The organism is Arthrospiribacter ruber, from assembly GCF_019343195.1.
Classification (GTDB): Bacteria; Bacteroidota; Bacteroidia; order Cytophagales; family Cyclobacteriaceae; genus Arthrospiribacter; species Arthrospiribacter ruber.
In genome coordinates this window covers 1-26,666 of record NZ_RPHB01000004.1, presented here as the reverse complement: position 1 = coordinate 26,666, position 26,666 = coordinate 1, and the positions used below count along the sequence as shown (strand labels likewise).

Genomic DNA, 26,666 nt, shown 5'->3' with positions numbered 1-26,666 from the left:
ATGGAGTTATTGTTGATATTTATTATTGGACTTTTGCATGCAGCAGGCATTTATATGCTTTTGAGGAGAAGCATGTTCAAGATGATTATTGGTCTGATTTTTCTGGGAAATGGTGTGAATCTGTTGATATTTCTTTTGGGAAGGCTTGTAAAAGGCAAACCTCCTGTGATCGATGAAGCTTCCAAAGTCTTTACAGACATTTACGCGGATCCTGTACCCCAGGCCCTTATTCTTACTGCGATCGTAATCGGATTTGGCTTACAGTCATTTGCCATTATTTTGATAAAAAGAGTCTATAAGGTCCTGGAAACGGATGACTTAGATGAGTTGAATTCAACTGATGAAGAAATATGAGTAACATTTGGATAGTCCTGCCTATTTTGTTTCAGTTGACCTCTGCGGTTCTGTTGCTGTTTTTTTGGAATTATATCAAGATCCAAAAAATACTCAGTGCTTTACTTTCGCTTTTGGGTTTGGGAATTTCTCTGGTGCTATTTAAGGAAGTTTACAACGAAGGACTTTTGGTCACACAATCCGGCAACTGGTCAGCACCTTTTGGTATTTCCTTTGTTGCAGATACTTTTGGTACCACAATGGTGCTACTTGCCTCTGTGGCAGGCTTGGCTGTTTCGGTATTTGCTTCTGCAAGTATGACCAAAGCCAGGCTTCAGTTTGGATTTTATCCTATGCTCCATTTTTTGATCATGGGGTTACAAGGAGCTTTCCTTACCGGGGATATCTTTAACCTCTATGTGTGGTTTGAAGTAATTATTATTTCCTCATTTGTATTGATCACCATAGGAGGTAAAAAAGCCCAGCTTGAAGGAGCGATCAAATATGTAGCTTTAAACCTGCTAGCATCCGTTTTCTTTCTTATCGGAATAGCCTTCCTTTATGGTCTTACAGGATCATTGAATATGGCAGATCTTGCGCTGAAGGTACAAGAGATTGACAACAAAGGCCTGATCAATGTGACGGCCAGTCTTTTCTTAGTTGCCTTTGGGATCAAATCAGCCGTATTTCCTCTTTACTTTTGGCTCCCCGCATCCTATCACACCCCACCACCGGCAGTTGCGGCTATTTTTGGTGGATTACTCACCAAAGTAGGTGTATATGCCATGGTCAGGACTTTCACGCTGATATTTGTGGGGGATGAGTTTTTGAGTGTTATTCTATCCGTAATGGCAGCTTTGACCATTCTTTCCGGAGGTCTCGGGGCAATGGTACACCAGCATCTGGGGAAAATTTTCGGCTATTTCATCATTTGCCATATCGGATTTATGATGGCAGGTGTAGGTATGATGACCGAACTGGCCATCATGGGAACAGTTTTTTACCTAGTTCATGACATTGTAGTCAAAACCAACCTTTTCATGGTGTCAGGAATTGTGCTGAAGATCAATGGTACCCAAAATATCAAAGAACTTGGCGGTATGTACCAAAACTACCCCCTCCTATCCCTGTTGATGGCTATCCCCCTCTTTTCACTTGTAGGCATCCCACCTTTGTCCGGATTTTGGGCAAAACTCTTTTTTATACAAGGGGGACTTGAAAGTAATGAATACCTTTTAATTGCTTTTATAGTGTTGGGTTCTTTCCTTACCTTATGGGTCATAGCAAAAGTATGGGCTGAGGTATTCTGGAAAAAAGGTGAAAACTTACCGAAGAAAGCAAGGGGCATTTATTTCAGAGAGCTTGGAAGAAGGCAAAAACTAGCATTGATCCTACCGGTAGTTTTTCTGAGCATCATTTCTTTATATATTGGATTAGGAGCTGAAAATATTGTCAGCCTGTCAGAGCGAATAGCAAAAGAACTTATGAATCCTGAAGCGTACATAGAAGCTGTAATGAGTAAAAAACTGAATGCCTTATGACCAAATCCTTATTGTTGAGCAATATTCTATTGGCCTTGGTTTGGGTTTTTGCTACAGGAACTCTGACCCAAGAAAATTTTCTGTTTGGATTCCTGATCAGTTTTGGAATACTTTGGATCATCAATATCAATAAGGCTGAAAACAAGTATTTTACAATCCTTCCAAAAACAGCATGGTTCATTATAGTGATACTGGGCAAAATCGTTAAGGCTAACTTACAGACCGTTAAGGAATCACTTTATTCCAAAGAAAAGCTGAACCCTGCCATCATCAAGATTCCCTTGAGGGCAGAAACAGACCTTGAAATTACCTTTTTGGCAAATTTGATCTGTCTGACCCCTGGAACCATGGTTGTGGATGTGTCCACTGATAGAAAAGCCATGTTTGTCCATACCCTCCATTGCGAAAGCAAAGAGGATTTTATCAAAGAAATAAAAGTGAAACTTGAAGACCGATTATTGGAACTGATGCGATGAGTATATACGACTATTACAATTATGTGATTCTACCTATTTTGGGTATCTCGGTGATCTTGGTTTTTATCCGATTTCTTAAAGGACCAAGCATACCTGACAGGGTAATTGCATTGGATGTGCTTATCCTTATAGCCATTGGGATTATCGCAATTTACAGCATGCAAAATGACCAAAGTACCTTTCTGGATATTGCCATGCTATTTGCATTGATAGCCTTTTTGGGAACAGTGGCTTTTGCTTATTTTCTAATCCAAAGAAGCGAAAAAGATGAATGAGATTATCATAATGGTCATGATGACTTTTGGTGCACTTTTCGTATTGTCTACAGCAGTGGCCATGTTGACCAAGCCAGACGTATACCTAAGGATCAATATTACTACCAAGACAGCCACTTTGGGTTTGGGATTGATATTGCTTTCTGCAGCCATCTATTTTCAGGACTATTCTGTAACGACTAGGGTCGTAGCCATCATTCTGTTTATTTTCCTGACTGCTCCTATTGGTGGTCACATGCTGATGAGGGCAGCCTATTTTACTAAAACCAAAAAATGGGATGGGATGAAAATAGATGATCTTGAGGGGCAATATGATGCGGAAACCAAAGAACTTTACAGTGAAAACAAAAAAAGTGGTATTACTCCCAAATCAGCTGATAAGGATGAAAACATTTAAACTTAGGGTAATTTGTATCCAACTTGTTTTATCACTCCTTTTGATGAGTTGTGGTTCTGAAAACAATACAGAAATGGAAAAAACCATCTATACATTCTTGGTAGGTGCTTATACAGAGAATGATTCGCAGGGGATCGGTCTTTTATTCTTAGATCCAGAACATGGCGAAATGGCTGTGAAAACAATTGGCCCGGGAGTCGAGAATCCTTCATTTGTGATCGCTGATAAAGCTGAAAGAAGGGTTTATGCTGTCGAAGAAATTTCCGATGAAAAGGGAGGTAAAGTCAAAATGTTTGAATTTGATAAGGAAAAAGGAAAACTTAATATGATTGATGAGGCCTTCACACAAGGAGACCATCCCTGCTATCTTGCTTTAAGTCCTGACGAAAAAATATTGGTGGTTGGCAACTATTCAGGTGGGAATTTTTCAGCCTATTCAGTCAAAGATAAAAAACTTGAATTGCTGCAAACCATTCATCATGAGGGAAGCAGTGTGAACAGGGAGCGGCAAAATCAAGCCCATGTACACAGTACTGTTTTCCACCCTGAGCAAAACCTTCTCTTAGTAGGAGACTTGGGAACGGATAAAATTCACCTATATAGTTTTGACACTGATTCAGAAAAACCAATTGAATTTCATTCAACTCCTTTCATTCAGGTTGAACCAGGATCAGGGCCTAGACATTTGGAGGTTTTAGAAGAAAAGAACATCGTCTATCTGATTCATGAAATGACAGCAGAAATTGGTGTTTATCATTTAAATAACGATGAAGCGAAGCATCTTCAGAGCCTTTCTTTAACAGATGAGAAATTTGAAGGAGAATTAGGTGCTGCTGAATTGAGAGTTTCTCCGGACCAGAGATTTCTTTATGCTTCCAATCGTGGAGATGCCAATGAAATCACCTGTTTTTCCATTTCCAATGACGGAAAATTAGAATTTAACCAAAGAGTATCAAGTGGTGGGAAGATGCCGAGAAATTTCATAATTACCCATGATGGCAAATATCTGTTGGCAGCACATCAGGAATCCTCTGATATAGTGGTGTTTGAAAGAAACTTAGAAAACGGAAAATTGAAAGAAAGCACTTTAAAAATCAAAATTCCCAAACCAGTGTATCTTTTTGAACTGGAAGATTCCAAATAAATCTCTAATTATGTAATAAATACAGGTTGAAAAATGAAATATTTTTTGGTTAATCACCAAAAATACTTTGGAAATATTTTAACATAATGGTTTTAATTGTAAAAAGTATCCGTACCTTTGAATCATTAATAATTCAATTTCAATATCATGAACACAGGAAAAGTAAAATTTTTTAACGAGTCTAAAGGATTCGGATTTATCGTTGACAACGAATCATCAAAAGAGTATTTCGTTCACATCACAGGCTTGATCGACGAAATCAGAGAAGATGACGAAGTTACTTTCGACCTTAAAGAAGGAAGAAAAGGCCTAAACGCTGTGAATGTAAAAGTAGTCTAAGCTATATACACATTGACATCATTTTAAGAAGTCCCGGAATTTCCGGGACTTTTTTTATACCCCGATATTTGGGTTTACCCAATCTTCTTCACCTGCATCATAAAAAAGTTGACCGGATTTGATTTTTAGTGGTGAAGGTACATTATTATGATAAAGCTGTCCTGTACCAAGACCTTGAGGCAAAGAAGTATCAAAAGTTGATGTAAACTGCGCTATGGCATTCAAGCCTATATTACTTTCCAAAGCAGAGGTCATCCACCAACCTATCCCCATGCTTTCTGCTATATTAATCCATTCCATGGATGATTTGATACCTCCAAGCAGTGTTGGCTTCAAAATTATGTAAGGAGGACGGATAGTTTCCAAAAGTTCTTTTTTCTTACTTTCAGCATCTACTCCAATCAACTCTTCATCCAAAGCTATCGCCAAAGGGCTTTCTTGGCACAATTTCTCCATTTCTTTCAATTGCCCCTGCCTGATGGGCTGTTCTATGCTATGAAGATCATATTCAGCCAGCTTTTTTAGTTTTTGAAGTGCTTCTTTTGGATGGAATGCACCATTGGCATCCACTCTTAAAGTGATTTGATCTTCTGAATATTTGCTTCTTATATATCCCAACAGTTTACATTCCTGATCGAAATCAATGGCACCGATTTTCATTTTGATACAATCAAATCCTTGATCAAGTTTGGAATCTATCTGCGCTAACATGGCTTCTTTACTTCCCATCCAGATAAGACCATTGATTGGGATAGGCATTTTAGAGGTGTAAAAGCCAGTATCAAAAATCATTTTGCGGCCACCATGAAACAAGTCCAGCAAAGCCATCTCAAATGCAAATCTGATACTAGGAAAACCTGTTGGAACATGTTTCTTTACCCAATCCAATATGGCAGATTCACTTTTGGGAATATCAGAAAGCGAGAGTCTCTGACAGATTTCGGAAAGCATTTTCTCAAAATCCTCTCTGTCGTCGAGACTCAATTTGGGTAAAGGGGCCGCTTCTCCCCAACCCGAAAGGTCAGGGTTTTCTTTTCTATTGGCTTTTATAAAAAAAGTCTTCTTTTCGGTCAACGTTCCCCGTGAAGTACCGGCTTCAAACCTAAACTTCAATATATGTGGAAAATAGGAGAATTGGATTTTGTTTAAATCTAAGTTCATTCAAGCTATATTTGCAGGCCAATTGAATCTAGAACCCCGAACCAATGACTTTGTTGAATACTATTCAAAATATAAAATTATCAGATTACGAATATACATTACCTGAAGAAAAGATCGCCAAGTTTCCCCTTGAAAAAAGGGATGAATCCAAGCTGCTTCAATATAAAAATGGACAGATCAGTCATCACATGTTCCGGGATTTGCCTGGACTTCTGCCTTCGGATAGTCTCCTGGTTTTGAACAATACGAAAGTTATTCCTGCCAGAATGATTTTTCAGAGAGCTTCCGGTGCGAAGATCGAGATTTTCCTCCTTAAACCTGTGGCGCCAAGTACAGTCATCAATGAAGTTATGATCAATACTAAAGGTGTATCCTGGGAATGCATGATAGGTAACTTAAAAAAATGGAAAGAAAAGGAAATTCTAAAAGGTATTATTCAGATTCATGATCAGGAAATAGAGCTTAAAGCACAATTGATCGACAGGGATAAAAAGTGGGTAGAATTTACTTGGGACGGGCAGCACGTACCATTTGTTTCTTTGGTGGAAGCTTCAGGTGAAGTTCCCCTCCCTCCCTACCTCAATCGCAAAGCTACCAAAGAGGATAAGCCAAGGTATCAGACCGTCTACTCCAAAAAAGAAGGAGCTGTGGCAGCTCCAACCGCCGGATTACATTTTACAGATGCTGTTTTTGAGCAAATCCGAAACAAAGGGATTGAAGATGTTTACCTGACTCTTCATGTGAGTGCGGGAACTTTTCAACCGATCAAATCCGACCTTGTCACCGAACATAATATGCACAGTGAACAAGTTGCCATAGACTTGGAAACAGTAGCAAAGCTCGCAGAATCTACCTGCAAAATCGTTTCTGTCGGCACTACCTCCATGAGATCTTTAGAAAGCCTTTACTGGTTTGGTGTTAAATTACTGGCCAATGAAGCTTCAGAGTTTTTTATAGAAAAACTCTACCCTTATGGGAATTTCGAAAATCTTCCTTCTAGAAAAGAGAGTTTCAGTAAGGTACTGGATATGATGAAAACAAAAAACCTCAGAGAAATTACGGGTTCCACTGAGATTTTTATCATGCCCGGATATGAATTCAAAGTTTGTGATGGTCTTATCACCAACTTCCACCAACCTTCATCAACATTGGTATTGTTGATTGCCGCATTTACAAAAGGCGATTGGTTTAAAATCTATAATGAGGCATTAGAAATGGATTACAGGTTTCTTAGCTATGGGGACAGCAACATCTATTGGAGGGCTTGATCAGGATTCATTCCCCCCTGAGCCCAATTTATTGATTCCGTTTAGGAGGTTTTGGTAGTAAGTCCTACCTACCGGGACAGAATCCTTACCAACTGTCAGTTCTTTGGGATTGATAGTCACAATTTCTTCAATTCTTACAATGTAGCTCTTGTGGATTCTTATGAATTCATCTGAAGGCAATACAGATTCAAATTCTTTAAGAATGTTCCTTAGGGAATAAACATTGGATCTGGTCACTAATGTGGTGTAATTTCCATCTCCTTTCATCCACATGATGTCAGAAAACTTAACTTTGACAAGATTCCCTTTGTTTCTTACAAATATGGCGTCCTTTATTAGCAATGGGTTTTCTTTTTTTAGAGTCCTCTTTCCGTTACTGTTTCCATTGGACTTAGATGAATACTCTTTTAAGACCTCTTTCATGACTCTATTGGTTTATTTATTAGGTAACTTTTTGTTTTTGTAAATGTTTAAGAGAGTTTCATTTTCCTATCTTAGTGATTTGATACAGTTCAATTCATTATGAAGTTTAAGTCTATTCATTTATTACTCCTTCTCGGTTTGGTCCTTTTGGGATGTGAAAAAAAGGAAGAAACGCCCGGTATTCAGGAAGGAACTGTTAGGTTGGGAACATTGGAGCTCCAGACCTATCATCAAGGCAATCCCGGAGCGAGAATAAGTTCAGGTTCTGTCTGGAATCATGTATTTAGAAATGAAGCCAAAGTTACTTTTACGAACAGACAGACAGGTGAAAAATACGAGCTAAACTACGACCCAAATGATTTCTCTAACAGCTCCCTTTCTATGCCTTATGCAGATTATACTTATAGCTCTGAAGTGAGTGGAGGGAATTATGAAGACTTCTTGCCCTTTTTGGCGCAAGGTGAATTTAGACTTAATGCACCTACATTGGAATTAAAGCTAGAAGCGGAAACTGAATATGGCCTGATTACAGTGGAGAATAATTTTCTGGAAACTAGTCCAATTTTAGTAGATAATGGAAATTTCGACATGAACTTATTGGGCAACCATTATTATAAGTATGCTAAATCAGGCAGTCAACCTGTTTTGGAGATTATTGAAAATATTTTTCAGAATACCATAAGACGGACCATTGAAGTCGAGGCTTATAAGCATTATAATTATAGAGTCAAGGTATCCGATGGTACAGGAGAAGTGATAGATCTACAAATAAAGGACTTTGAGTTGATCGAAGAAGAACTCTTGGTCAATGTTGGTCCAGTGCCCGCATCGCAGATGCCACAATTTTTGACAAACCTTAATACAGAACTTAGAGAAAGTTCTGGTTTGGCCTATTTCAACGGTAAAATATGGACCATCAATGACAGTGGTAATGAAAACATTGTCTATCAACTCGATGAATCTAATGGAGCAACCCTAAAATCAGTAAGAATCAACAATGCTTCCAATGTTGACTGGGAAAGCCTTGCCCAGGATGACAACTTTCTTTATATAGGTGATTTTGGTAACAACTCAGGAAATAGGACAGACCTGACCGTGTACCGGGTAGAAAAGTCCAAAATCATCAATGAGGACAAAGTGGAAGCTGAAAAGATTACTTTCAAATACAGTGATCAAACAGACTTCACCGCAGCACTTAACAATAATAATTTTGACTGCGAGGCCTTTTTTTTTGCCAATGACAAGCTACATCTTTTCAGTAAAAACTGGTTGGATAACAAAACAAGGTATTACACCCTATCCAGTACTCCGGGTGACCATGTCGCCGAGCTTGTATCAGAGTTTGATTCGCAGGGCCTGATTACGGGAGCCGATATCAATCCAGTCACAGGTGATATTGTAATGGTTGGATATACCAATGCAGGCTTATCAACACAGTGTTTTGTATGGCTCTTTTCGGGATATGCTGATTTTGACATTTTTAACGGAAAGAAAAGCAGAATTGTCCTGGGCAGCCCTGCCGTTTTGGGACAGACAGAAGCTATTTTTTTGAAGCACGATAATACAGGATGGATTTCTTCCGAACAGATTTCAGCCGGAGGTTTTACTGTTCCGCCAAAGCTTTTTGGTTTTGATTACAGCAACTTTTTTTAATCCAAATCCGACACCTTCTTTGAGTTTTGACGGATGATTTTATCAAGTTCTTGGGCCAAAGACTTTAAATAAGAAAGATATTTTTTGTTTTCGGTATCCAATTGGCTATGATCTATTAATTCCAGTAAACCTAATATGGAGGATAATGGCGAGCGGAGAAGTGTACTCTGATGATGAAGGATATCTCTCATAACTCTGTTTTGGGCTTTCATTTTCTTTTCTTTCGAAGTGCTTTCCTGTACATCTTTGAAAGCATATCCAAAGCCTACAATATTTTCGAAAGGATCAATTAAAGGAAAAAACTTATGCGTAAACAATGATTTAGAGTTATTACCTTTCAATACAATTTCCGATTCAAATGATTTGAACTTACCGTTTAAGATAGATTCAGCTTCTTTCAGAAAAATTTCATCTAAGCCTTCTGACAAATAGTTGCTGAATTTGTCCCCATCATTCAACTCTCTTTTAAACTGTTTCTTTATGAATTTTTCAGCTTTGGAATTATAGCCGGATATTTTAAGGTCTCTGCCTACAAGCAAAATGCTTTCTTCTGAACTTTCCAGGACAGATTGCAAGGTCAGCTGTAGCTGTTGTATTTCCTCTGATAAGTTTTGTATATGTGAAATGTCTTTGAAAATAACATCTATTCCAGCTTTACGGGGCAAGATGTAAATTTTGTACCAACGTCCATTAAGTGTGCTAAAGTCCTCAAACACCCTCATTGTTTTACTTTCTTTGGCTTTCTTAAATTCAAGCGCATACCTATAAATGTCCTTTTCAGGGTAAACCTGCCACAATGTTTGTCCCAGAAGTTTGTCCTTTTTCTGTTCAAAGAATTTTTCTCCTAAGTGATTTACATTGAGAAACTGCCACTTATGGTCCAACTGGAAAAAAATATCCATTGCAGGATTAACATCTTTTGGAAAGGAATAATCTGTAGCGGAACTCACCACTACTTTTTTGGGATAACCAACTCCCATAATTCCTCCAAAATCCCCCTCTAGAGTCATCAAGGCAGAAAATTCCCAGCTTGATGAACCTTCATTTTGATCGATATCCAATTTGATACATTCATTTGGTCTTCCGATCACATCTATCCAAAATGAATGCAGCTCATCATTATCAAGATCCGGGAAACACTCGCTGAAGTTCACTTCACATGTAGAAAGAGGTTTTTGGCCTACGAATTTTTGAAATTTTGTATTGGCATACCAAATCTGCCCTTCCACATCTACTACGCATACATAAATCAGGTCAGAAAATTTGATATTAGATGGGATGAGGGCTTGTATTTCATCAACTTTCAACATACCAGATAGTGATTACCGTTTTTACTAAAAACAAGTTAAATTGACCTGTTTATGAGTTAAAGGTAAGCAGAGGAGGGCTTAAAATAAAATTTTGAACAGTAATAATTAATAGAATTATATTCCTTTTCAAAATAAAAAGAAGAGAATTGTTTGGTGTTAAAAAAAATTCTTTTATAAATATATAAATGGATTTTGTGTTTTCAAAAAATTAGATTAGCATATATTACCGAATTATTTAAAATAACGACAAATCAAGCCCTAGCTTGGTCAGAATTTAGGTGCAATTCTGAAATGAACTTGTCAAAATCTGCATAATCAATTTCCTTAATCATCATAATGAGTACGTGTGCCAGCTCCTGTTTGCAGAGGCTTACAGAAAACTTGTAATTCTCATGACTGATTGAATCAATTCGTTTCTCATCAAAAATCCTCTGTAAAGATTCTTTATTTTTGGATTTGATGGATAGCTTGTCAGGGTCCGTTTCATGCATATTGATGGAGAAGACGCCTTGTAAAGAAGAAATAAGCATAATCCTTAAAAGGTATTAATTGGAACTATTCAATAATTAATATATAAATTTCAATTTGTATGGTCAAAAGTATCCATTTTGAACTTGATAAAAAATACCCTGTACAGGGTAATTTTCATTTTATACTTTATTTCTATTGTTAAAAGCAATCATTTGAATCCTGGAATCAAAAAAATACTGGGCTTAACCAATTTATTTTTCAATTGATATACAAGTGTTTAATATGCATTCCACTTGGATCACGATATTTTGGTGTTTAAAATGAGATTAACATTTTGTTTAATTGTCCAATTATCATTTATATTTGCATCACTTCTGAGACAGGATGTCTTCTGGAGTTGAACAGAGGGTTGGGTGAGTGGCTTAAACCAGCAGTTTGCTAAACTGTCGTACGGGTCAAACCGTACCGGGGGTTCGAATCCCCCACCCTCTGCAAATCAAAAGCCTAATGCATAGCATTGGGCTTTGTTTGTTTAATAGCCTGCTTAGTTTGCAAAACTGTCGTAAGGGTCAAACCGTTTCGCCGCGGCGAATCGAATCCCCCACCCTCTGCTAATCAAAAGCCTGATGCATAGCATTGGGCTTTGTTGTTTTATATCAACCTATAAAGGATTTACATAGAGAAAACCTTATTTGAAATAAAAATTAAAGATAATTTGATCGCCAACATTAATGCATAATAGAGGTGAATTTTTTCTGCAATTATTAGGAGTATTACTAAAAAGGCCCGCTTTTTATTGCGGGCCTCTAATCCTTGATAAATCTTTTAGATTTAACTTAAAGTGTCACTTTCCACTTCCAGAACACTGTCGACGGGAGTAACTTCCTCAATTACTGCAGGCTGTTCTGTTTGCTCTGTTTCCACAGGTTTCTGCACAGAATCTTCTGTAGATTTGTTGCCGCAAGATGCTAAGAGTGCCATACCGGTCACCAGCATCAAAGCTAATTTTTGTTTCATTTTTTTGTTGGTTTAAAGTCCAAACCGGACATCTATTACTGATCAAATCTAGTGCTAGATTTTATGTTCATATCGAGATTCTTGGTTTAATTTGAGAAATATTTCAAATCATTATGATTGTAGAGTTTGCACTTGTAATTCTAGGTTTTGTCTCCCTTATTTTTGGAGCCAGTTGGCTGGTTGACGGAGCTTCTTCCTTAGCTAAAAAATATAGAGTTTCTGATCTGATAATTGGTTTGACCATAGTTGCTTTCGGAACTTCAGCTCCTGAATTGGTTGTCAATATTATAGGCTCCAATATATTTAATATACTATTGATCCTATCCATAAGTGGCATCATTCAACCATTTGAGTATAATCCAAAATTTAATTTAGATTTATACATGCTTATTGGAGGCACATTCTTTCTTTTGACCACAATGCTTACCGGGCAAAAGAAAAGTGTAGATCGATGGGAATCGGGTGCACTTATGCTGACCTATATTATTTATACAACTTATTTAGTGCTAAAGGAATTCTAAAATCAATGCCTAAGAAATACGGCTATTCAACATTACCCATCGATTAAGTAGGGCTTGCTGAAAAAACCTCAGGTATGCCAGATTCAAAGCGGGCAAATTAAGATGTATGCTTATACTTCGAGTGAGCCCAATGAAGAACCTGTCAAATCGCCAGGCAGAGATGGTATGCAATTCTATCAAATCCTTACTTAGGAATACCCTTTTTCATCACTTATCTCCCATTATCTTTATTGATGTAATCTCCCCATATTTTGAGTTTTAAGCTTTTCATCTTTGCATGGAGTTAAAAGATAACATCAAGAAATCGAGCATGACATAAGCGACACATATAGTGATGACTATTAGGCACGCGAGATTCTATAGCCTGTCCCGACCAATCTGGATGACAACTGAAAAACAAAAATAGACACATGAAAACACTATTAAGATTCTTCACTTTACTATTCACGATATCCTTTGTGGGTATCTATGATGCATATGGAACTGTAATCAAAGAAAAATCTCTTCTTTGGAAAATCTCAGGAAATGGTTTGGAAAGTCCCTCCTATCTGTTTGGAACAATCCACGTTATTTGTGAAGACAACTTTTTGATGAATGAACAAATTGAAGCTGCCTTAAAAGCAAGCGATCAGCTGGCCTTAGAAATCGATGTGACTGACCCTGAAATGATGGCTAATATGCAGATGCTATCCGTAAATCAAGAGATGAGAAACATCAAAGAAGACTTAAACCCTGAGCAAATTGACACTGTAAATGAGTATTTCACAGCAAAATTCGGAGCAGGTATTGACCAATTAGGAATTTTAAAGCCCTTTGTTATCTCTTCCCTATTAATCCAAGGTAGTTTGCCTTGTTCTTCAGCTGTATCCTATGAAAATTTCCTTTCGGAAACCATGAATAAAGATAGCAAACAAGTAGTCGGATTGGAAACCATCGAGTTTCAAATGTCCATTTTTGACAAAATCCCACATAAATTTCAAATCGATGAAATTGTCAAGTCCATTACTGAAAAAATATGACAGAGGAATTCCTTGATTTAATGGATGCTTACACCAGCCAGGATATTGACAGGATGTATGGGCTTGTAATGGACTCTCCTCTATTTCAAGAGTATGCCGACCTTTTATTGGCTGAAAGAAACAAGAGTTGGATAGTTTAGATAGAAGAATTGATCAAGCGAGCCTCAACATTTGTAGCTGTGGGTGCTGCACATCTTCCGACCGAAACAGGTGTCATTCAATTGCTCAAAGATCAGGGCTATAAGGTAGAACCAATTATTTTCTAAGTCTACTAGCATTTTAATTAACTAAATCAACTATTTTACAGTGAGCAATCAAACTTGATCTAAGTTGCTCCCCATTTCCATTAACCAAAAACTTCAATCTATGAAACTTGAAATTCTCAACCTTAACAAACAATATGCAAATGGAGTGCACGCCCTGAAGGATGTAAGCCTCACCATTGGAAAAGGAATGTTTGGACTACTTGGTCCCAATGGTGCCGGAAAATCTTCTTTGATGCGAACACTGGCAACCTTACAAGAAGCCGATAGTGGTGAAGTCAGGTTGGGGGAAATAGATGTTCTCAAAGAGAAAGATAAGGTTAGGGGGATTTTAGGCTATCTTCCCCAGGAATTTGGGGTATACCCAAGAAGTTCAGCGGTGGAGCTATTAGATCATCTAGCTTTACTCAAAGGAGTCACAGTAAGTAAGGAGAGAAAAGAGTTGGTAGCGTACCTTTTACAAAAAGTTAATTTATATGAACATAGAAAGAAAGCTGTCAAATCCTATTCCGGCGGTATGCGTCAACGCTTTGGCATTGCACAATGCCTGATTGGAAATCCAAAGTTGATCATTGTGGATGAGCCTACGGCAGGTTTGGATCCAGGGGAACGAAACCGTTTTTACAACCTGCTCAGTGAAATCGGTGAAGAAGCCATTTTGATCCTTTCTACCCATATTGTACAGGATGTCAGGGAGCTGTGTACCCAAATGGCCATTATGAACCAAGGTGAAATGCTCTATAATGGAACAGTGGATGATGCACTTGACCTGATCCAGGGGAAAGTTTATGAAAAAAGTGTAGAAAAGAATAACCTGCCGGATTACAGAGAAAAGCATGATGTGATCAGTGACAAGTTAGTAGGTGGCAAACCGTTGATACATGTTTTTGCCCAGCAAGCACCCGAGGAAGGTTTTACTCCAGCTGATGCCAATCTGGAAGATGTTTTTTTTGCTAAGATCAACCAATTGATTTAATCCTAAACTCCTGATTATGTTTGTTTTCCTAAAAAAAGAAATTAAGACTTGGATCAAAAGCCCCATGCTCTGGATATTTTTTCTGATCATTGGTCTTTTGGTGTTTGGAGCTGTCAGCAGTGATGAAATACAGATCGGTGGAGCTACTACAAGTGTCAAGAAGAATGCCCCATCTGTGATACAGCAATACTATGGGGTGATGTCCCTGATTGCATTATTAATGACAACAGCATTTATGAATGCTACTGCCAATAGAGATATTGACTCAGGCTTTTCAGGTATTTTATTTTCATACCCTATCAAAAAATCATCCTATTTCTTCGGGAAGTTTTTAGGTGCTTATTTGATCGCCCTGATTCCTTTGTTGGGCATCAGTGCTGGTGCATTGATTGGGCCTTTGATGCCATGGGCAGATCCTAATCGTTTCGGCCCTTTGTACTGGGAAGGCCATATCCAGGGAATGTTGACTTTTGGTATTCCCAATACTTTCATTATTGGCGTTCTTACTTTTGCTTTAGCAATTACATTCCGAAACAATATGGTTTCTTATATCGGAGCCATGGGGCTTCTGGTATTATATGCTGTATCTGGAAGGTTTATTGCCGATATAGAAAAAGAATGGCTCGCAAATCTACTTGACCCATTCGGCTTTTCTCCTTTGAATCTTGCTACCAAATATGCTACTGTAGAAGAATTGAATACCACAGCAGCGGGATTGCAGGGAGATTTCTTGTGGAACAGACTTTTTTGGATGGGAATTGCCACACTTTTTCTTCTGGTGCTTTACAGTAGGTTTTCCTTTCAACAGAAAAAGGAAAAAGCCAAGAAGAAAAAGAATGTTGATCAACCAGAATTGCAAAATCCTATCTCTCTTAGGATGCCAGCTATCCAACAAAAACCTGCCACAACATTTTCTTTGAGGGTGTTTTTAAAGTTGACGGCCTTTGAACTGAAAGCCATTGTCAAAAACCAGACTTTTATTATCATTTTGATCATTGGAATCATCAATTTAGTCACCTCCCTGACACTATTTACAGGAAGGTATGGGAGTAGTAATTATCCTTTAACCTATGATGTAGTTGAAAGCATACAAGGAGCCTTCTCATTATTTCTGATAGGTATTGTTATTTTCTATTCTGGTGTATTGGTCTGGCGGGACAGGGATGTTAAGCTGGATGAAATCAAAGATGCAACCCCGACTGCCACCGGGCTTTTCCTTTCTTCCAAGATCACTGCACTCCTACTTAGTGTGCAACTGATCCTTGTCATTACGATATTGATTGGTGTGATTGCCCAGGCTTCCTATAGCTACTTCAATTTTGAGCTTGGAGTATATTTCAGATCACTTTTGGTCAACGAGTTTCTGTTCTTTACTTATTTGACCATATTGGCTGTTTTCTTCCACTATCTGATCAATAACCGATATATCGCCTATTTTGCCTTTGTAGTATTTATCATTGCCATAGATTTTGTTTGGCAGGCTTTGGAAGTAGAAACCTTGATGGTTAGTTATGGATCGGTACCGAGAGGAACTTACTCTGACCTAAATGGTTTTGGTCCTTGGCAAACTGCTACTTTCTGGTTTCAACTCTACTGGGCAGCATTTGCCATGATATTGATTTACGTAAGCTACCTTTTTCTTTCCAGAGGTAAATCCCTAGACCTGAAAAGCAGGTGGCAGGAAGCTACCACCAGATTGAAAAGTAGCAAAATCCTGATTACCTCTATTTTTGTCATATTCGTTTTGGTCGGCTTCAATGTATATTACAATACACTGGTCTTAAATGACTATGAATCCAGTGATCAGGTAGAAAGAAAACAGGTAGATTATGAAAATACCTACAAGTTATATGAAGGTATACCACAACCCAAATGGATCAGCATAGATTATCATATTGAGCTTTATCCATCTGAGAGGGATTTGGAATTTGAGGTCAAAGGCATCTTGGAGAATAAATCAAATGTACCTCTTACGGAATTGCATTTTTCCATTTCAGACACCAAGAACCCCTTAAGCTTAATTATTGAAGGGGCAGAAATTAAAGAAAATGATACGGAGTTGGGGTATAGAATTTACGAGCTTTCTAACCCAATGCTTCCCGGTGATCAACTCGAAGTTTTCATAACTGGAGAAAAGCGTACAAAAGGCTTTGAAAACAGGGTCTCAAATACCAGAATTGTAGAAAATGGCAGCTTCTTTTATTCCATGGAAATGGTTCCTGATATCGGATACCAGCCTGATAATGAATTAAGGGATAGAAATAAGCGAAGAAAAAAAGACCTACCCGAAAGAAAACGTATGCCTTCTTTGGATGAAAACAACCTAGAGGCTAGAAATTACCATTATATCACCAACAGCAGTGATTGGATTGAGGTGAAGTCGATAATTGGTACTGAGGCTGGTCAGATTGCCATAAGTCCAGGCAAGCTTGTCAGGGAATGGGAAGAAAATGGGAGAAGGTATTTTGAGTATCAGCAAGAAGCTCCATCCGTTCATTTCACTTCTTTCCTTTCGGCAGATTACCAAGTCGAACGTCAGCAATGGCAGGATGTAGATATCGAAGTATATTACACCAAGGGTCATGAATACAACATTCCGAACTTTGCCAATGCCATGAAAAAATCTTTGGACTATTATACAAAGCATTTTGGACCATATCACCACAGTCAGCTGAGGATTGTTGAATTTCCTAGGTATGCAGGTTTTGCCCAATCATTTCCTGGAACCATGCCATACAGCGAAAGACTGGGATTTATCACAGACCTCAGGAATGTCACCGAGGACGATATTGATCTGGTATTTTATGTAACTGCGCATGAAACTGCCCATCAGTATTGGGCGCATCAGGTGATTGCTGCCAAGATGCGTGGGGCGGAATTATTGATGGAGGCCATTACGCAGTATTCAGCTCTGATGGTCATGGAACAGGAATATGGCAGGGATAAAATGCGGAAATTCCTCAGATATGAAATGGATGGCTATCTAAGAGGCCGCGGAAGTGAGTATGAAGCAGAACGGCCATTGGCTGAAACTGAGCAGCAGGGCTATATTCACTATGAAAAAGGTTCTGTGGCCATGTACTACCTGAAAGAAATGATAGGAGAAGATCAGGTCAATGCGGCATTGAAAAATCTGATAGCTGAGTTTGGTTATCAAGGAGCCCCCTACCCCACTTCCATGGATGCCGTCAGGGCATTTCGGGCCAATACACCTGACAGTCTACAATATGTCATCGATGATTTGTTCCTGAATATCACACTATTTTCCAACCGGGTAGTTGATGCTAACATTACCCAAGAAGGAGAAGAATATATAGTTGAATTTACCACAGAATCTAAAAAGTTCAGATCAGATTCATTGGGTAAAGAAAGTGCTGTTCCCATTGCAGACTATATTGATGTAGGTGTATTTGGTTATACAGATAATAAAAAACTTTTGGGTGAGCCTTTGATTTACGAAAGATTAAAAATTGATAAGGAAGAAAACAGTTTTACTTTCAGAACCAAATCCAAACCTCAAACCGTGGGTATTGATCCTTACAATTATCTAATCGATAGAGTTCCTGGGGACAATATCAAGAAGGTCAACCTCAATTAATTTGGTATACAACCTAGTGGGAAATGATTCCTAAATCAGGAAAATAAATCGTATGGTGCTCAAACCAAATCCTTCCTGTACATATAAAAGACTGCCCATTTTTCTGGCAGTCTTTTTTCAAGCTTTTTTTGGATTACTTTCTCCAATTTTGGCTCAGGAGAGAACAGATTTTACCAAAGGAAGGGTTTTGAATTCTGAAACCAAAGAGCCTGTACCATTTGCCCATGTATATTTCAAAGGTTTTGAAAATCAAGGCACTGTAACTGATATCAGAGGTGAATTCAAGTTAAGTCCAAATTCAGAAACTGACAGCCTGGTCATTTCCCATGTAGGGTTTAAAATCCAACTGCTTCCAATCAGATCCATTGATGCATCAGGCAGTATATACCTTTTTCCCAAGCAAATTGAAATGGCTGAAATGATATTTCTTGCCGGGGAAAATCCTGCTTTGAAAATCATCAGATCCGCAATAGACAATAAAAAAATAAATGACCCTGAAAATCTCAATGCCTATCAATACAACGCTTATAACAAACTGGTTTTTTCTTTAAAAGAAGCTGAAATAGGCGATACCCTTTCAGTAAAAATTGATTCTGAACTTAAAGGTGGTCATATTTTTATCTCCGAAAGTTTTTCTGAAATCACTTTTAAAAAGCCCGGTAACCGAAACGAAACCATAAAATCATCTAAAATGTCAGGTATTAAAAGCCCTGTCATCGCCTTGGTTTCCAGTACTTTTCAGCCTTTTTCATTATATGAAGACCATATCATAGTTTTTGACATCCCTTATCTTAATCCTTTATCTAAAGAGGGGTTGAGAAAATATGACTACTTTTTGGAAGACAGCATCCAGAATGAATCTGGAACTTCCTACATCATAAGTTTCCAAGCTCAAAAAGGCAAAGGGTATTTGCTTGGCCAGGGAATTATGGCCGTGTCTTCCAATTTGTTTGCCCTGGAAAATATGGTATTCAAGTCTTTGGAAAATGGAGGAACCCTCCAATTTGAGCTTCAGCAGAAAAATAAATGGGATGGAAAACATTGGTTTCCTGAACAGATAAATAGCAAATATTTGATGGCAGATTTTGACATTGAAGGACGCCCGCTCAAGCTGATCAATCAGAATTTTATTTCTGATGTTAGAATAAATCATGATTTGAAAACCCGAACAATCAGCCCTGTTGCGATGGTCTTTGATATTCAAAACGAGGATTTCCCAATGGAGGATTATAGGCGGGACAGTCTTTCAGAGGCTGAATCTCTTACCTACAAACGCTTCGAAGAATTGGATGATAAAACCCTTGAACGCCTAAATACTTTTTCCCAAGTGATGACTCAACTGAGTTTAGGCAGAATACCGCTTGGACCTGTTGATTTGCTGCCCAACAGATTATTCAGACTCAATCAGCATGAAGGTTTTGCCCTTGGACTGGGGATTTCCTCTAATCAAAAGCTTTCGGAATGGTTTCGGACTGAAGGTTATTTTCGATATGGATTTAGAGACCGGGCATGGAAATATGGAGGAGGGATTGAGACATTGTTTTTAAACAGAAAGGATAGTCGGTTGATGTTCTATTATAGCCATGACATTGTTGAAATCGGTCATGTACCTTTCATCAAATCAAACAGCTTTAGCAGGTCCAGTGATATATTCCGTGAATTTCTAGCCGAAAGAATGGATCAGGTAGAGCGTTTTTCATTTTCATTTTCCCAAATACCACTTCGCAATGTGAAAGTATCCATCGCTAGCAGTCTTGAAGATAGGGTTCCACTATGGGTCGATCATTCAGCTTTCACAGAAGAGGGTAACCTTTCCTCTTTTCGGGCAGCAGAAGTTGGACTGAATATTAGATACAATGCCCATGAAAAACTCTCCAAAATAGGTTCAGGTTTTCTTCCCGGCCCTCCTTCTTACCCAATCTTCAATTTGCATATTTCCAAAGCAATTCCTGAAATATTGGGCAGCAATGTTGATTTTTGGAAAATAGCACTGAAAGTGCAGCATGAATGGAAGAAAGGGGTTTCTTTGAATCGGTTTCTATTCTCCGGAATGGGAGCTTGGGGAGAATCATTACCTCCTTCTTATTTGAATACAGGGTTCGGCATACGACCTCAAGAACAGGAAATATCCATCTCTTTGCCAGGCTATTTACAGACCATGCGGATCTATGAATTTTTATCAGACAGGGCCATACAGTCCACATATTCACACTTAACAGGGCCATTGTTTGATCGCAAAGCAGGCTGGGTAGGTTTTGCTCCTCAATTGAATTTGATTCAAAGCTTTGCAATTGGCAGCCTTCTAGATCCATCCCTAGCAGAGAATCTCGGATTCAAAACCATGGAACGCGGTTATTTAGAATCAGGTATAGAACTACAGAACCTGGTCAAATACAAATCCGGTTTTGGGTATCAGGGGATTGGTATTGGGGCATTTTATCGCTGGGGAGCATATGCCAACCCTGTAATTCATGAAAACTTTTTGATCAATTTATCATTGACCACGGCATTTTAACCCCGCATCATTACACATAACCCATTTTCTTCACTCCTGTATTTAAACCTTCATTTTCCTGTTTCATTTTCAATATTTGACAAAAAAAGGATTTAAAACACATCTTAAATTTTAACCCAATTCAAATAAAAACAATGATATGGCCATAACGAGCAATTTGAAATGGAACAAGGAAAAGGATATTTGGCAACTCTACAATGGGGAAGAATCTTTACTGAGCCTTGGCAAAAAAGTCAAAGGGCAGAGGCCTCTATTCTTGGAGAACAGGTCCTTCAAAATCTCAGAAAAAGGATCTTGGAATCCAACTTGGTATATTGAAACTGAAAGGAATGAAAAAATACTTGAAATGAAATTTGGCTTTTGGTCTTCCAAGGGTAAAATCAGATTCCAAGACGGTGCTCGATATGAATGCCATTTTAGGAATATGTCAAATCTTCAAATCATCATTTATGACTTAAGGTATCATGAAGATTTAGTCAGTTTTCAGCTAGAAACATATGAAAAAGGGAAGGCACGACCTAAAATGGTTTTACACCAAAAAGAAGTTTTTACAGACAAACTCCTTTTTCTTTTGGGTTTGGGTATGTCCCTTTTTCTCCAACATTATCAGGAAGATGCTGATTTCACGACTACCTTTTTACTCTTGACATCTTAAAGCCAAAGAAAATTTAATGTAATTCATGAATTCATAACATTATAAAAATCTATCTAACAAAATTTTATACAGATATTACTCTAACATAAAGATCAAAATTCTTCAATAAACAAATCCAACCGAATACTGCTTTACAATTAAAGGTTTATGATCATGAAACAAAGAATTTCCAAAAACCAAATTTACTGGCTTTGTCAAGTTCTGGGTTGGTTTTCATTGGTCTTAGTAGAAACTATCAATTACACTTTTGTCCTTGTTGGAAGTTTCCAATGGGAATATGTCAGTGCTTTTGGTATCCAAGCCCTTTATGGATTATTGGTCAGCCATTTTTACAAAATACTCTTTATCAGAAAATCCACTTTTGAAAAACCGGTTAGAGCGATCTGGGTCAAGGGGCTTGCAGATACTTTCAATATCAGTCTGATCATTACTTTAATTATCATTGGACCATCCATCATTCAAAGTTGGGAATTGATGACAGATCAAATCCTTGCAGTAAGCATAGAAATATTAGGCCGGATTCTCAATCAAGGGAGATACATCGTGGTATGGATTATCATTTATTACATGTATAAGATTTTGGAGCGCAACCGAAACATCCTTCAGGAAAAACTTGAAATGGAGAGTTTACTGACTTCTACCGAACTCGAACTGCTCAAGACACAGCTCAACCCCCATTTTCTATTCAATGCGTTAAACAGCATCAAAGCGCTTGTTTTGATAGACGGGCAGCTGGCCAAAGATGCCATTATCAAGCTCAGCGAATTGCTTCAATTTTCTCTGAGATATGAAAAAACACCGCTGATCCAAATGTCCGAGGAGATCTATAAAGTTGAAAAGTACCTCGAACTGGAAAAAATAAGATTCGGAAGCAGGCTCAGTTATGAAATTGAAGTTGCACGAGATGCAGAAGGCTTGGAAGTGCCACCGGCTTTGGTTTTGACATTGACCGAAAATGCTATCAAACATGGCATTACCCAACTGCCGGATGGAGGAGAAATAAAAATTCAAGTGGAATCACGTGAAAACACCCTTTTGATCCAGGTAATAAATAGTGGCAGGCTTAAAGGCGAGAATCTTAAGGGAATTGGTCTGAAGAATATTAGGGGAAGGTTGGTACACCTGTTTGGAAAAACAGCTAACCTTCATTTACAAAACCATCTAGAAAACAGTGTGCTCACCACCATCTCCTACCCTATCCATGCTCAAAGTTGACAATAACCATAGGGACCTTAAAATTCAGACAAAGTGGAATAAAACCCGACTTTATTGGCTGATGCAATTTATTGGTTGGTTTTCATTAATGGGGATAGAAATTTTCAATTTTACTTTTTTTATCAATGGAGATTTTCAATGGAGTTACCTGTATTCTTTCGGTATATTTCCCATAATTGGTATCCTTACAACACACGCATAAAAAACATTTTTTATTTCCCCTGACACGTTCTCACAAGGACTCCCAAAAATCTGGAGTAAAGCATTGTTGGATATTGTATTGATTAGTTTGGTTATGGTTATCATTGCCAGACTATTATCCATTAGAGGTTTAAGTTCTATTTTGAATATGGAAGTGGGTCAATTGCTCAGCAGCATGGGACCTCAGTTATTGAATATTGCAAGATATGTGATGGTTTGGATTACCATTTATTACCTCTATCACATTCTTATCCGCAACACTGAGATTTTGGAGGAGACTTTGGTGGCACAACTTAATGCCCAAACCACTGAGCTAGAACTCCTTAAAACACAGCTCAATCCCTCTTTCTTGTTTCAATCCCTGAGCAGTATTCAGGCCTTGGTATTATTGGACAAAGATCAAGCAAGGGACAGCATATTGAAGCTCAGCGAGTTGCTTCGCTATTCCTTAAACTATGAAAAAAATACACTTGTAAGCCTGGAAGAAGAGCTCAACGAGCTTCATAAGTATCTCGATTTGGAAAAAATCCGATTAGGGGATCAGCTTTCCTTTACCATTGAACTTGGAGAAGAATTCATGGAACTTAGGGTTCCAACAGGTTCTATCCTAAATCTGATGGAGAATGCCATACGCTATGGTGTTGAAACCTTGGAAGATGGAGGAGAAATCCGGTTAAGTGGTGAGATCCTTGAAAGGAAAGTAGAGTTACGACTGAATTATGATAAGAATTCCGCCATAAGGAAAATGGCAAATGCCTCTCTGGAGAATTTACAGCTTCGGCTGGAAAAAATTTATGGAGAAGCAGCATCCTTGGTTTTTCATGGCAATCTACAAAATCAAATGAATGCAATTTTGAGTATACCAAATCAATCACAACCATGACAATCAAAGCACAAATCATAGATGATGAAACTTTGGCAATCGCCGAGCTGAAAGTTCTGCTAAATGCTTTTCCTCAGATTGAGCTTATTTCCTCAGAAGAAAAAGCAAGCGAAGCCCTTGCAAAAGCCAATCAACTCAAACCTGACCTTATTTTTTTGGACATTAATATGCCGGGAATGAATGGTTTTGAGTTCCTGGGGAATCTGGAGGAGGTGCCTGAAGTAATTTTTGTGACAGCTTATGATGAATACGCCATCAAGGCCTTTGAAGTGAATGCTTTGGATTACCTGCTGAAACCAGTTAATCCAGACAGACTTGCAGAAGCCATCAAGCGATTGGAAAAGAGGATTTCGAAGCAAGAAAAGGCTCCCAAAGAAGAGCGACTTACCTTGGACAAAAAAATCTTTATCAAAGACGGTGAGAAATGCTACTTTGTACCTGTATCCGATATTTTCTTATTGGAAAGTGAGGGCAATTATGTAAAAGTATTTTTTGAGGATAAAAAACCACTTCTTCATAAATCTCTGATTTACATGGAGAACCGCTTACCTGACAGTGTGTTTTTTAGGGCAAACCGACAGTATATTTTCAATATGAATTATGTCAAAAAAATAGAGCCCTATTTCAATAGTACCTTATTGATAGAAATGAACAATGGACTAAAAATAGACCTCAGCCAAAGGCAAAGTGTAAAATTCAGGGATATTTCAGGGGTTTAAAATGTTTTAACAAGCCTTATTTATCAATGCCGATTCCATATCCAAAGAGCATGGCTGAAATAATAAGTAGACGAATAACCAATTCTTCATACTCTTGAGAGAACTGGATCTATCGGAAAATCGTGTATATTAGCATAAATAAATATGATTTAATACATAAAAAACGATGAGAACTACATTAGAAATTCCTGAAAAGCTAATCAAGGAAGCGATGGAGCTTACCGGTGCTAAAACAAAAAGTCAATTAATAAAGGAAGCTTTGGAGGAACAGATTGGACGAATTAAAAGGAAGCGTTTAATCACCCATAAAGGAACAATTGATCTGGATATTGATTTAGACTCGCTTAGAAATAGATAGTATGTCGGGGTATAGGGTTTTGGTGGATAGTTCGGTGTGGATTGATTATTTCAAGTCGGGCAATGTCCCACTCCTTGACCAAATGATCATAGAGGACTTGGTTTGCACCAATGAGCTAATTTTAACAGAATTATCACCTTTTTTGGAACATAAAGGCAAATTTGACATTGTAGAAAACCTTCAAGAATTGGAAACCATTCCTTTAAGCATTGATTGGTCGCTGATAAGAAAATATCAAGTTCTGAACCTTCAAAATGGGGTAAATAAGGTAGGCATTCCAGATTTGATCATCTTGCAACAGGTTATTCAGGAAAAAATTTCACTTTTTACTTTTGATAAACACTTCAAATTAATGCAGGATTATCTAAATTTTGAGTTGATTAATTAAGGATGCTGATATTTTTTAGCTTGTTGGGGGTTTAACAGTTTAAGATTCGTTTCTTGGTTAGATTTGTAATAGACTCTAATTCAGGACATCAAACTTTCTTTTGTGTTTAATGAATAAAATTGCCCGAAGAATTGAAAGTAGCAGCTGAGCAACAGCCGTTGATTTTTAACACTTCTTTCTTAGCTATTTACGAGCTGCCTGCTTCGGAAATCACAAAAGTGGATTTTATAGAAAGGGTATTAGATGTGGATCTGTTCCATTTGGATGAACACAGAACCATGCAATTAATTTCACCACGAAAAGTCGAACACTGGGCAAAGACTTATAAAGACAGAGCTGCCAAGTTGATTGAAGAAGGAAAAATGCAAGAGGCCGGTTTTCAATCCATTGAGCTTTCCAAGCAAAATGGTCTATGGGATTTTATGGATGATGTGAACAAGCTCATTGTGCCAGAGGACTTACAGGAAGCTTTGGACAAGAAGCCCGAAGCTACCGAATTTTTCTATGCCATCAATTATTCAAGTAAACGCTTCGTACTCCGATGGATCAAATTAGCCAAAGCTGAAAAGACGAGAATGGCTAGGATTGATCAGATAGCTGAACTGTCGGCCAAAGGTGAAAAGTTGAAGGGAAGCTGAATGGGATGCCACGAATGGCACAGATTTGCACTAATATTTTTATTAGTGTTATTAGTGGCTAATAATTTTGAACATATCAGTAATATGGAGTCAAATTTAATCTAAAAAGAAGAGTCCTATCAAATCATTGGGAAATGCATGGAAGTTCATAATGAACTTGGACATGGTTTTTTGGAGATTGTGTATAAAGATGCTTTGGAACTGCTTTTTCGACAGGAAGGTATCTATTATAAGCGCGAAAAGCCGTATGAAGTTTATTTCAGGGGTGTACTTCTTCCACATAAATTTTATTCTGATTTCGTGGTGGAAGACAAGATTATTCTTAAGGTAAAATGCGTATCCTCTTTAACTGACGATCATATAGTGGATTTGCAACAAAAAACTGGACAACATATTAAGCTGCTATTTTTTGATTTAAGTTTTCAAACTGTTCAGGAGTCATATACTTCAAATAAGAATGCTTCCTTTTTTTGTTGTACCAAATTTCTATAAATTCAAATATTGCAACCTTTGCCTCGGGTATTGTTTTAAATAAAGAATGATATACCATTTCAGATTTGATTATTTTAAAGAAGTTCTCAGCCACAGCATTGTCCCAGCAATTTCCTTTTCTGCTCATACTCTGGCTGATGTTGTAACGGCCTAAATAAGCTCTGAATTGATTACAGGCATATTGGACACCTCTGTCAGAATGAAAGATCAGTTCAAATGGATTGACAGGTCTGTTCTTTATTGCCATTTTAAATGCTGCTATTACAGTTGACTCTGCATCCATACCATGGCTCATGGACCATCCGATTATCTTTCTGTCGTAGAGATCCATGATAATAGTCAGATATAACCAACCCTGTAAAGTCCTGACATAAGTGATGTCTGACACCCATTTCTGTCCTTTCCTTTCCGCTGTAA

General features: G+C 37.9%; 29 protein-coding genes, 1 tRNA gene and 1 pseudogene. 25 read left to right on the top strand and 6 right to left on the bottom strand.

Features of this window, described 5'->3' with window-relative positions; all coding sequences use genetic code 11:
* From EGN73_RS08940 to EGN73_RS08910, 7 genes are all read left to right on the top strand, one after another.
* Entirely contained in the window at positions 1 to 354 is a 354-nt protein-coding gene (locus tag EGN73_RS08940) for a Na+/H+ antiporter subunit C (protein ID WP_219288497.1), read from the top strand.
* Positions 351 to 1,874 carry a proton-conducting transporter transmembrane domain-containing protein gene (locus tag EGN73_RS08935; RefSeq protein WP_219288494.1) on the top strand — a complete coding sequence of 508 codons (1,524 nt, stop codon included), beginning with the start codon at positions 351 to 353 and terminating at the stop codon, positions 1,872 to 1,874. Before EGN73_RS08940 ends, EGN73_RS08935 begins: the two co-directional genes overlap by 4 nt.
* A complete protein-coding gene (locus EGN73_RS08930; RefSeq protein WP_219288491.1) occupies positions 1,871 to 2,350 on the top strand; it encodes a Na+/H+ antiporter subunit E in 480 nt (159 codons plus the stop codon). The genes EGN73_RS08935 and EGN73_RS08930 overlap by 4 nt, the downstream gene beginning before the upstream one ends.
* Positions 2,347 to 2,625: a cation:proton antiporter gene (locus EGN73_RS08925; protein WP_219288489.1), complete on the top strand. Its 279-nt coding sequence runs from the start codon at positions 2,347 to 2,349 to the stop codon at positions 2,623 to 2,625. Before EGN73_RS08930 ends, EGN73_RS08925 begins: the two co-directional genes overlap by 4 nt.
* Positions 2,618 to 3,022, top strand: coding sequence for a monovalent cation/H(+) antiporter subunit G (gene mnhG, locus EGN73_RS08920; RefSeq protein WP_219288488.1), 405 nt, complete (start codon positions 2,618 to 2,620; stop codon positions 3,020 to 3,022). Before EGN73_RS08925 ends, mnhG begins: the two co-directional genes overlap by 8 nt.
* Positions 3,009 to 4,166 (top strand): lactonase family protein, encoded by a 1,158-nt coding sequence (locus EGN73_RS08915; RefSeq protein ID WP_219288486.1) that lies wholly within the window; start codon positions 3,009 to 3,011, stop codon positions 4,164 to 4,166. Before mnhG ends, EGN73_RS08915 begins: the two co-directional genes overlap by 14 nt.
* A 147-nt stretch (positions 4,167 to 4,313) precedes the next feature.
* Positions 4,314 to 4,505, top strand: coding sequence for a cold-shock protein (locus EGN73_RS08910; RefSeq protein WP_009032438.1), 192 nt, complete (start codon positions 4,314 to 4,316; stop codon positions 4,503 to 4,505).
* 54 nt (positions 4,506 to 4,559) lie between these two features.
* On the opposite strand, the gene EGN73_RS08905 is transcribed toward EGN73_RS08910, so the two are convergent.
* On the bottom strand, positions 4,560 to 5,666 hold the full coding sequence (locus EGN73_RS08905) for an o-succinylbenzoate synthase (RefSeq protein WP_219288484.1): 1,107 nt from the start codon (positions 5,664 to 5,666) through the stop codon (positions 4,560 to 4,562).
* Between the two features lie 44 nt (positions 5,667 to 5,710).
* Between EGN73_RS08905 and EGN73_RS08900 the strand changes: the two genes are divergently transcribed.
* A complete protein-coding gene (locus EGN73_RS08900) occupies positions 5,711 to 6,934 on the top strand; it encodes an S-adenosylmethionine:tRNA ribosyltransferase-isomerase (RefSeq protein WP_219288482.1) in 1,224 nt (407 codons plus the stop codon).
* Here the strand turns inward: EGN73_RS08900 and EGN73_RS08895 are convergent, their stop codons facing one another.
* On the bottom strand, positions 6,935 to 7,357 hold the full coding sequence (locus EGN73_RS08895; RefSeq protein WP_219288481.1) for a LytR/AlgR family response regulator transcription factor: 423 nt from the start codon (positions 7,355 to 7,357) through the stop codon (positions 6,935 to 6,937).
* Between the two features lie 99 nt (positions 7,358 to 7,456).
* Here EGN73_RS08895 and EGN73_RS08890 point away from each other — a divergent pair, with 99 nt between their 5' ends.
* Positions 7,457 to 9,010, top strand: a complete 1,554-nt coding sequence (locus EGN73_RS08890) for a hypothetical protein (protein ID WP_219288480.1) — start codon at positions 7,457 to 7,459, stop codon at positions 9,008 to 9,010.
* Here the strand turns inward: EGN73_RS08890 and EGN73_RS08885 are convergent.
* Both EGN73_RS08885 and EGN73_RS08880 read right to left on the bottom strand, forming a co-directional pair.
* The gene (locus EGN73_RS08885; RefSeq protein WP_219288479.1) at positions 9,007 to 10,320 is read right to left on the bottom strand and encodes a PAS domain-containing protein; all 1,314 of its coding nucleotides are present in this window, start codon (positions 10,318 to 10,320) and stop codon (positions 9,007 to 9,009) included. The two genes, EGN73_RS08890 and EGN73_RS08885, sit on opposite strands and share 4 nt — an antisense overlap.
* A gap of 251 nt (positions 10,321 to 10,571) precedes the next feature.
* A complete protein-coding gene (locus EGN73_RS08880) occupies positions 10,572 to 10,850 on the bottom strand; it encodes a hypothetical protein (RefSeq protein WP_219288478.1) in 279 nt (92 codons plus the stop codon).
* Positions 10,851 to 11,194: 344 nt separating this feature from the next.
* Between EGN73_RS08880 and EGN73_RS08875 the strand changes: the two genes are divergently transcribed.
* A tRNA-Ser gene (locus EGN73_RS08875) sits at positions 11,195 to 11,283 on the top strand.
* A 339-nt stretch (positions 11,284 to 11,622) separates the two neighbouring features.
* Here the strand turns inward: EGN73_RS08875 and EGN73_RS08870 are convergent.
* Positions 11,623 to 11,808: a hypothetical protein gene (locus tag EGN73_RS08870; protein ID WP_219288476.1), complete on the bottom strand. Its 186-nt coding sequence runs from the start codon at positions 11,806 to 11,808 to the stop codon at positions 11,623 to 11,625.
* Between the two features lie 113 nt (positions 11,809 to 11,921).
* On the opposite strand from EGN73_RS08870, the gene EGN73_RS08865 reads away from it, so the two are divergent.
* From EGN73_RS08865 to EGN73_RS22820, 15 genes and pseudogenes are all read left to right on the top strand, one after another.
* Positions 11,922 to 12,329 carry a sodium:calcium antiporter gene (locus EGN73_RS08865; protein WP_219288475.1) on the top strand — a complete coding sequence of 136 codons (408 nt, stop codon included), beginning with the start codon at positions 11,922 to 11,924 and terminating at the stop codon, positions 12,327 to 12,329.
* Positions 12,330 to 12,739: 410 nt separating this feature from the next.
* Complete coding sequence (locus tag EGN73_RS08860; RefSeq protein WP_219288473.1) at positions 12,740 to 13,348, top strand: TraB/GumN family protein; 609 nt, start codon at positions 12,740 to 12,742, stop codon at positions 13,346 to 13,348.
* The gene (locus EGN73_RS08855) at positions 13,345 to 13,488 is read left to right on the top strand and encodes a hypothetical protein (RefSeq protein WP_219288471.1); all 144 of its coding nucleotides are present in this window, start codon (positions 13,345 to 13,347) and stop codon (positions 13,486 to 13,488) included. The genes EGN73_RS08860 and EGN73_RS08855 overlap by 4 nt, the downstream gene beginning before the upstream one ends.
* Before the next feature lie 39 nt (positions 13,489 to 13,527).
* A complete protein-coding gene (locus EGN73_RS22825; RefSeq protein ID WP_425515025.1) occupies positions 13,528 to 13,614 on the top strand; it encodes a TraB/GumN family protein in 87 nt (28 codons plus the stop codon).
* Positions 13,615 to 13,714: 100 nt separating this feature from the next.
* On the top strand, positions 13,715 to 14,587 hold the full coding sequence (locus tag EGN73_RS08845) for an ABC transporter ATP-binding protein (protein ID WP_219288467.1): 873 nt from the start codon (positions 13,715 to 13,717) through the stop codon (positions 14,585 to 14,587).
* 16 nt (positions 14,588 to 14,603) lie between these two features.
* Positions 14,604 to 18,185 (top strand): M1 family aminopeptidase, encoded by a 3,582-nt coding sequence (locus tag EGN73_RS08840; protein WP_219288464.1) that lies wholly within the window; start codon positions 14,604 to 14,606, stop codon positions 18,183 to 18,185.
* 52 nt (positions 18,186 to 18,237) lie between these two features.
* The gene (locus EGN73_RS08835; RefSeq protein WP_219288462.1) at positions 18,238 to 20,700 is read left to right on the top strand and encodes a DUF5686 family protein; all 2,463 of its coding nucleotides are present in this window, start codon (positions 18,238 to 18,240) and stop codon (positions 20,698 to 20,700) included.
* Positions 20,701 to 20,839: 139 nt separating this feature from the next.
* The gene (locus EGN73_RS08830; RefSeq protein WP_219288460.1) at positions 20,840 to 21,355 is read left to right on the top strand and encodes a hypothetical protein; all 516 of its coding nucleotides are present in this window, start codon (positions 20,840 to 20,842) and stop codon (positions 21,353 to 21,355) included.
* Between the two features lie 153 nt (positions 21,356 to 21,508).
* Positions 21,509 to 22,570, top strand: a complete 1,062-nt coding sequence (locus EGN73_RS08825; RefSeq protein ID WP_219288458.1) for a sensor histidine kinase — start codon at positions 21,509 to 21,511, stop codon at positions 22,568 to 22,570.
* A 295-nt stretch (positions 22,571 to 22,865) separates the two neighbouring features.
* Positions 22,866 to 23,654, top strand: coding sequence for a sensor histidine kinase (locus tag EGN73_RS08820; RefSeq protein ID WP_219288456.1), 789 nt, complete (start codon positions 22,866 to 22,868; stop codon positions 23,652 to 23,654).
* Positions 23,651 to 24,373 (top strand): LytR/AlgR family response regulator transcription factor, encoded by a 723-nt coding sequence (locus EGN73_RS08815; RefSeq protein WP_246611526.1) that lies wholly within the window; start codon positions 23,651 to 23,653, stop codon positions 24,371 to 24,373. Before EGN73_RS08820 ends, EGN73_RS08815 begins: the two co-directional genes overlap by 4 nt.
* 166 nt (positions 24,374 to 24,539) lie before the next feature.
* A complete protein-coding gene (locus tag EGN73_RS08810; protein WP_009032401.1) occupies positions 24,540 to 24,731 on the top strand; it encodes a type II toxin-antitoxin system VapB family antitoxin in 192 nt (63 codons plus the stop codon).
* Between the two features lies 1 nt (position 24,732).
* Entirely contained in the window at positions 24,733 to 25,119 is a 387-nt protein-coding gene (locus EGN73_RS08805) for a PIN domain-containing protein (protein WP_009032400.1), read from the top strand.
* A 131-nt stretch (positions 25,120 to 25,250) separates the two neighbouring features.
* Positions 25,251 to 25,757 (top strand): YdeI/OmpD-associated family protein, encoded by a 507-nt coding sequence (locus tag EGN73_RS08800; RefSeq protein ID WP_246611525.1) that lies wholly within the window; start codon positions 25,251 to 25,253, stop codon positions 25,755 to 25,757.
* 120 nt (positions 25,758 to 25,877) lie between these two features.
* A pseudogene (locus tag EGN73_RS22820) lies at positions 25,878 to 26,249 on the top strand (GxxExxY protein); the annotation flags it as partial.
* Here the strand turns inward: EGN73_RS22820 and EGN73_RS08790 are convergent.
* The coding region (locus EGN73_RS08790) for an IS3 family transposase (protein ID WP_219288453.1) at positions 26,152 to 26,666 on the bottom strand (515 nt) is incomplete at its 5' end. The pseudogene EGN73_RS22820 and the gene EGN73_RS08790 overlap by 98 nt on opposite strands.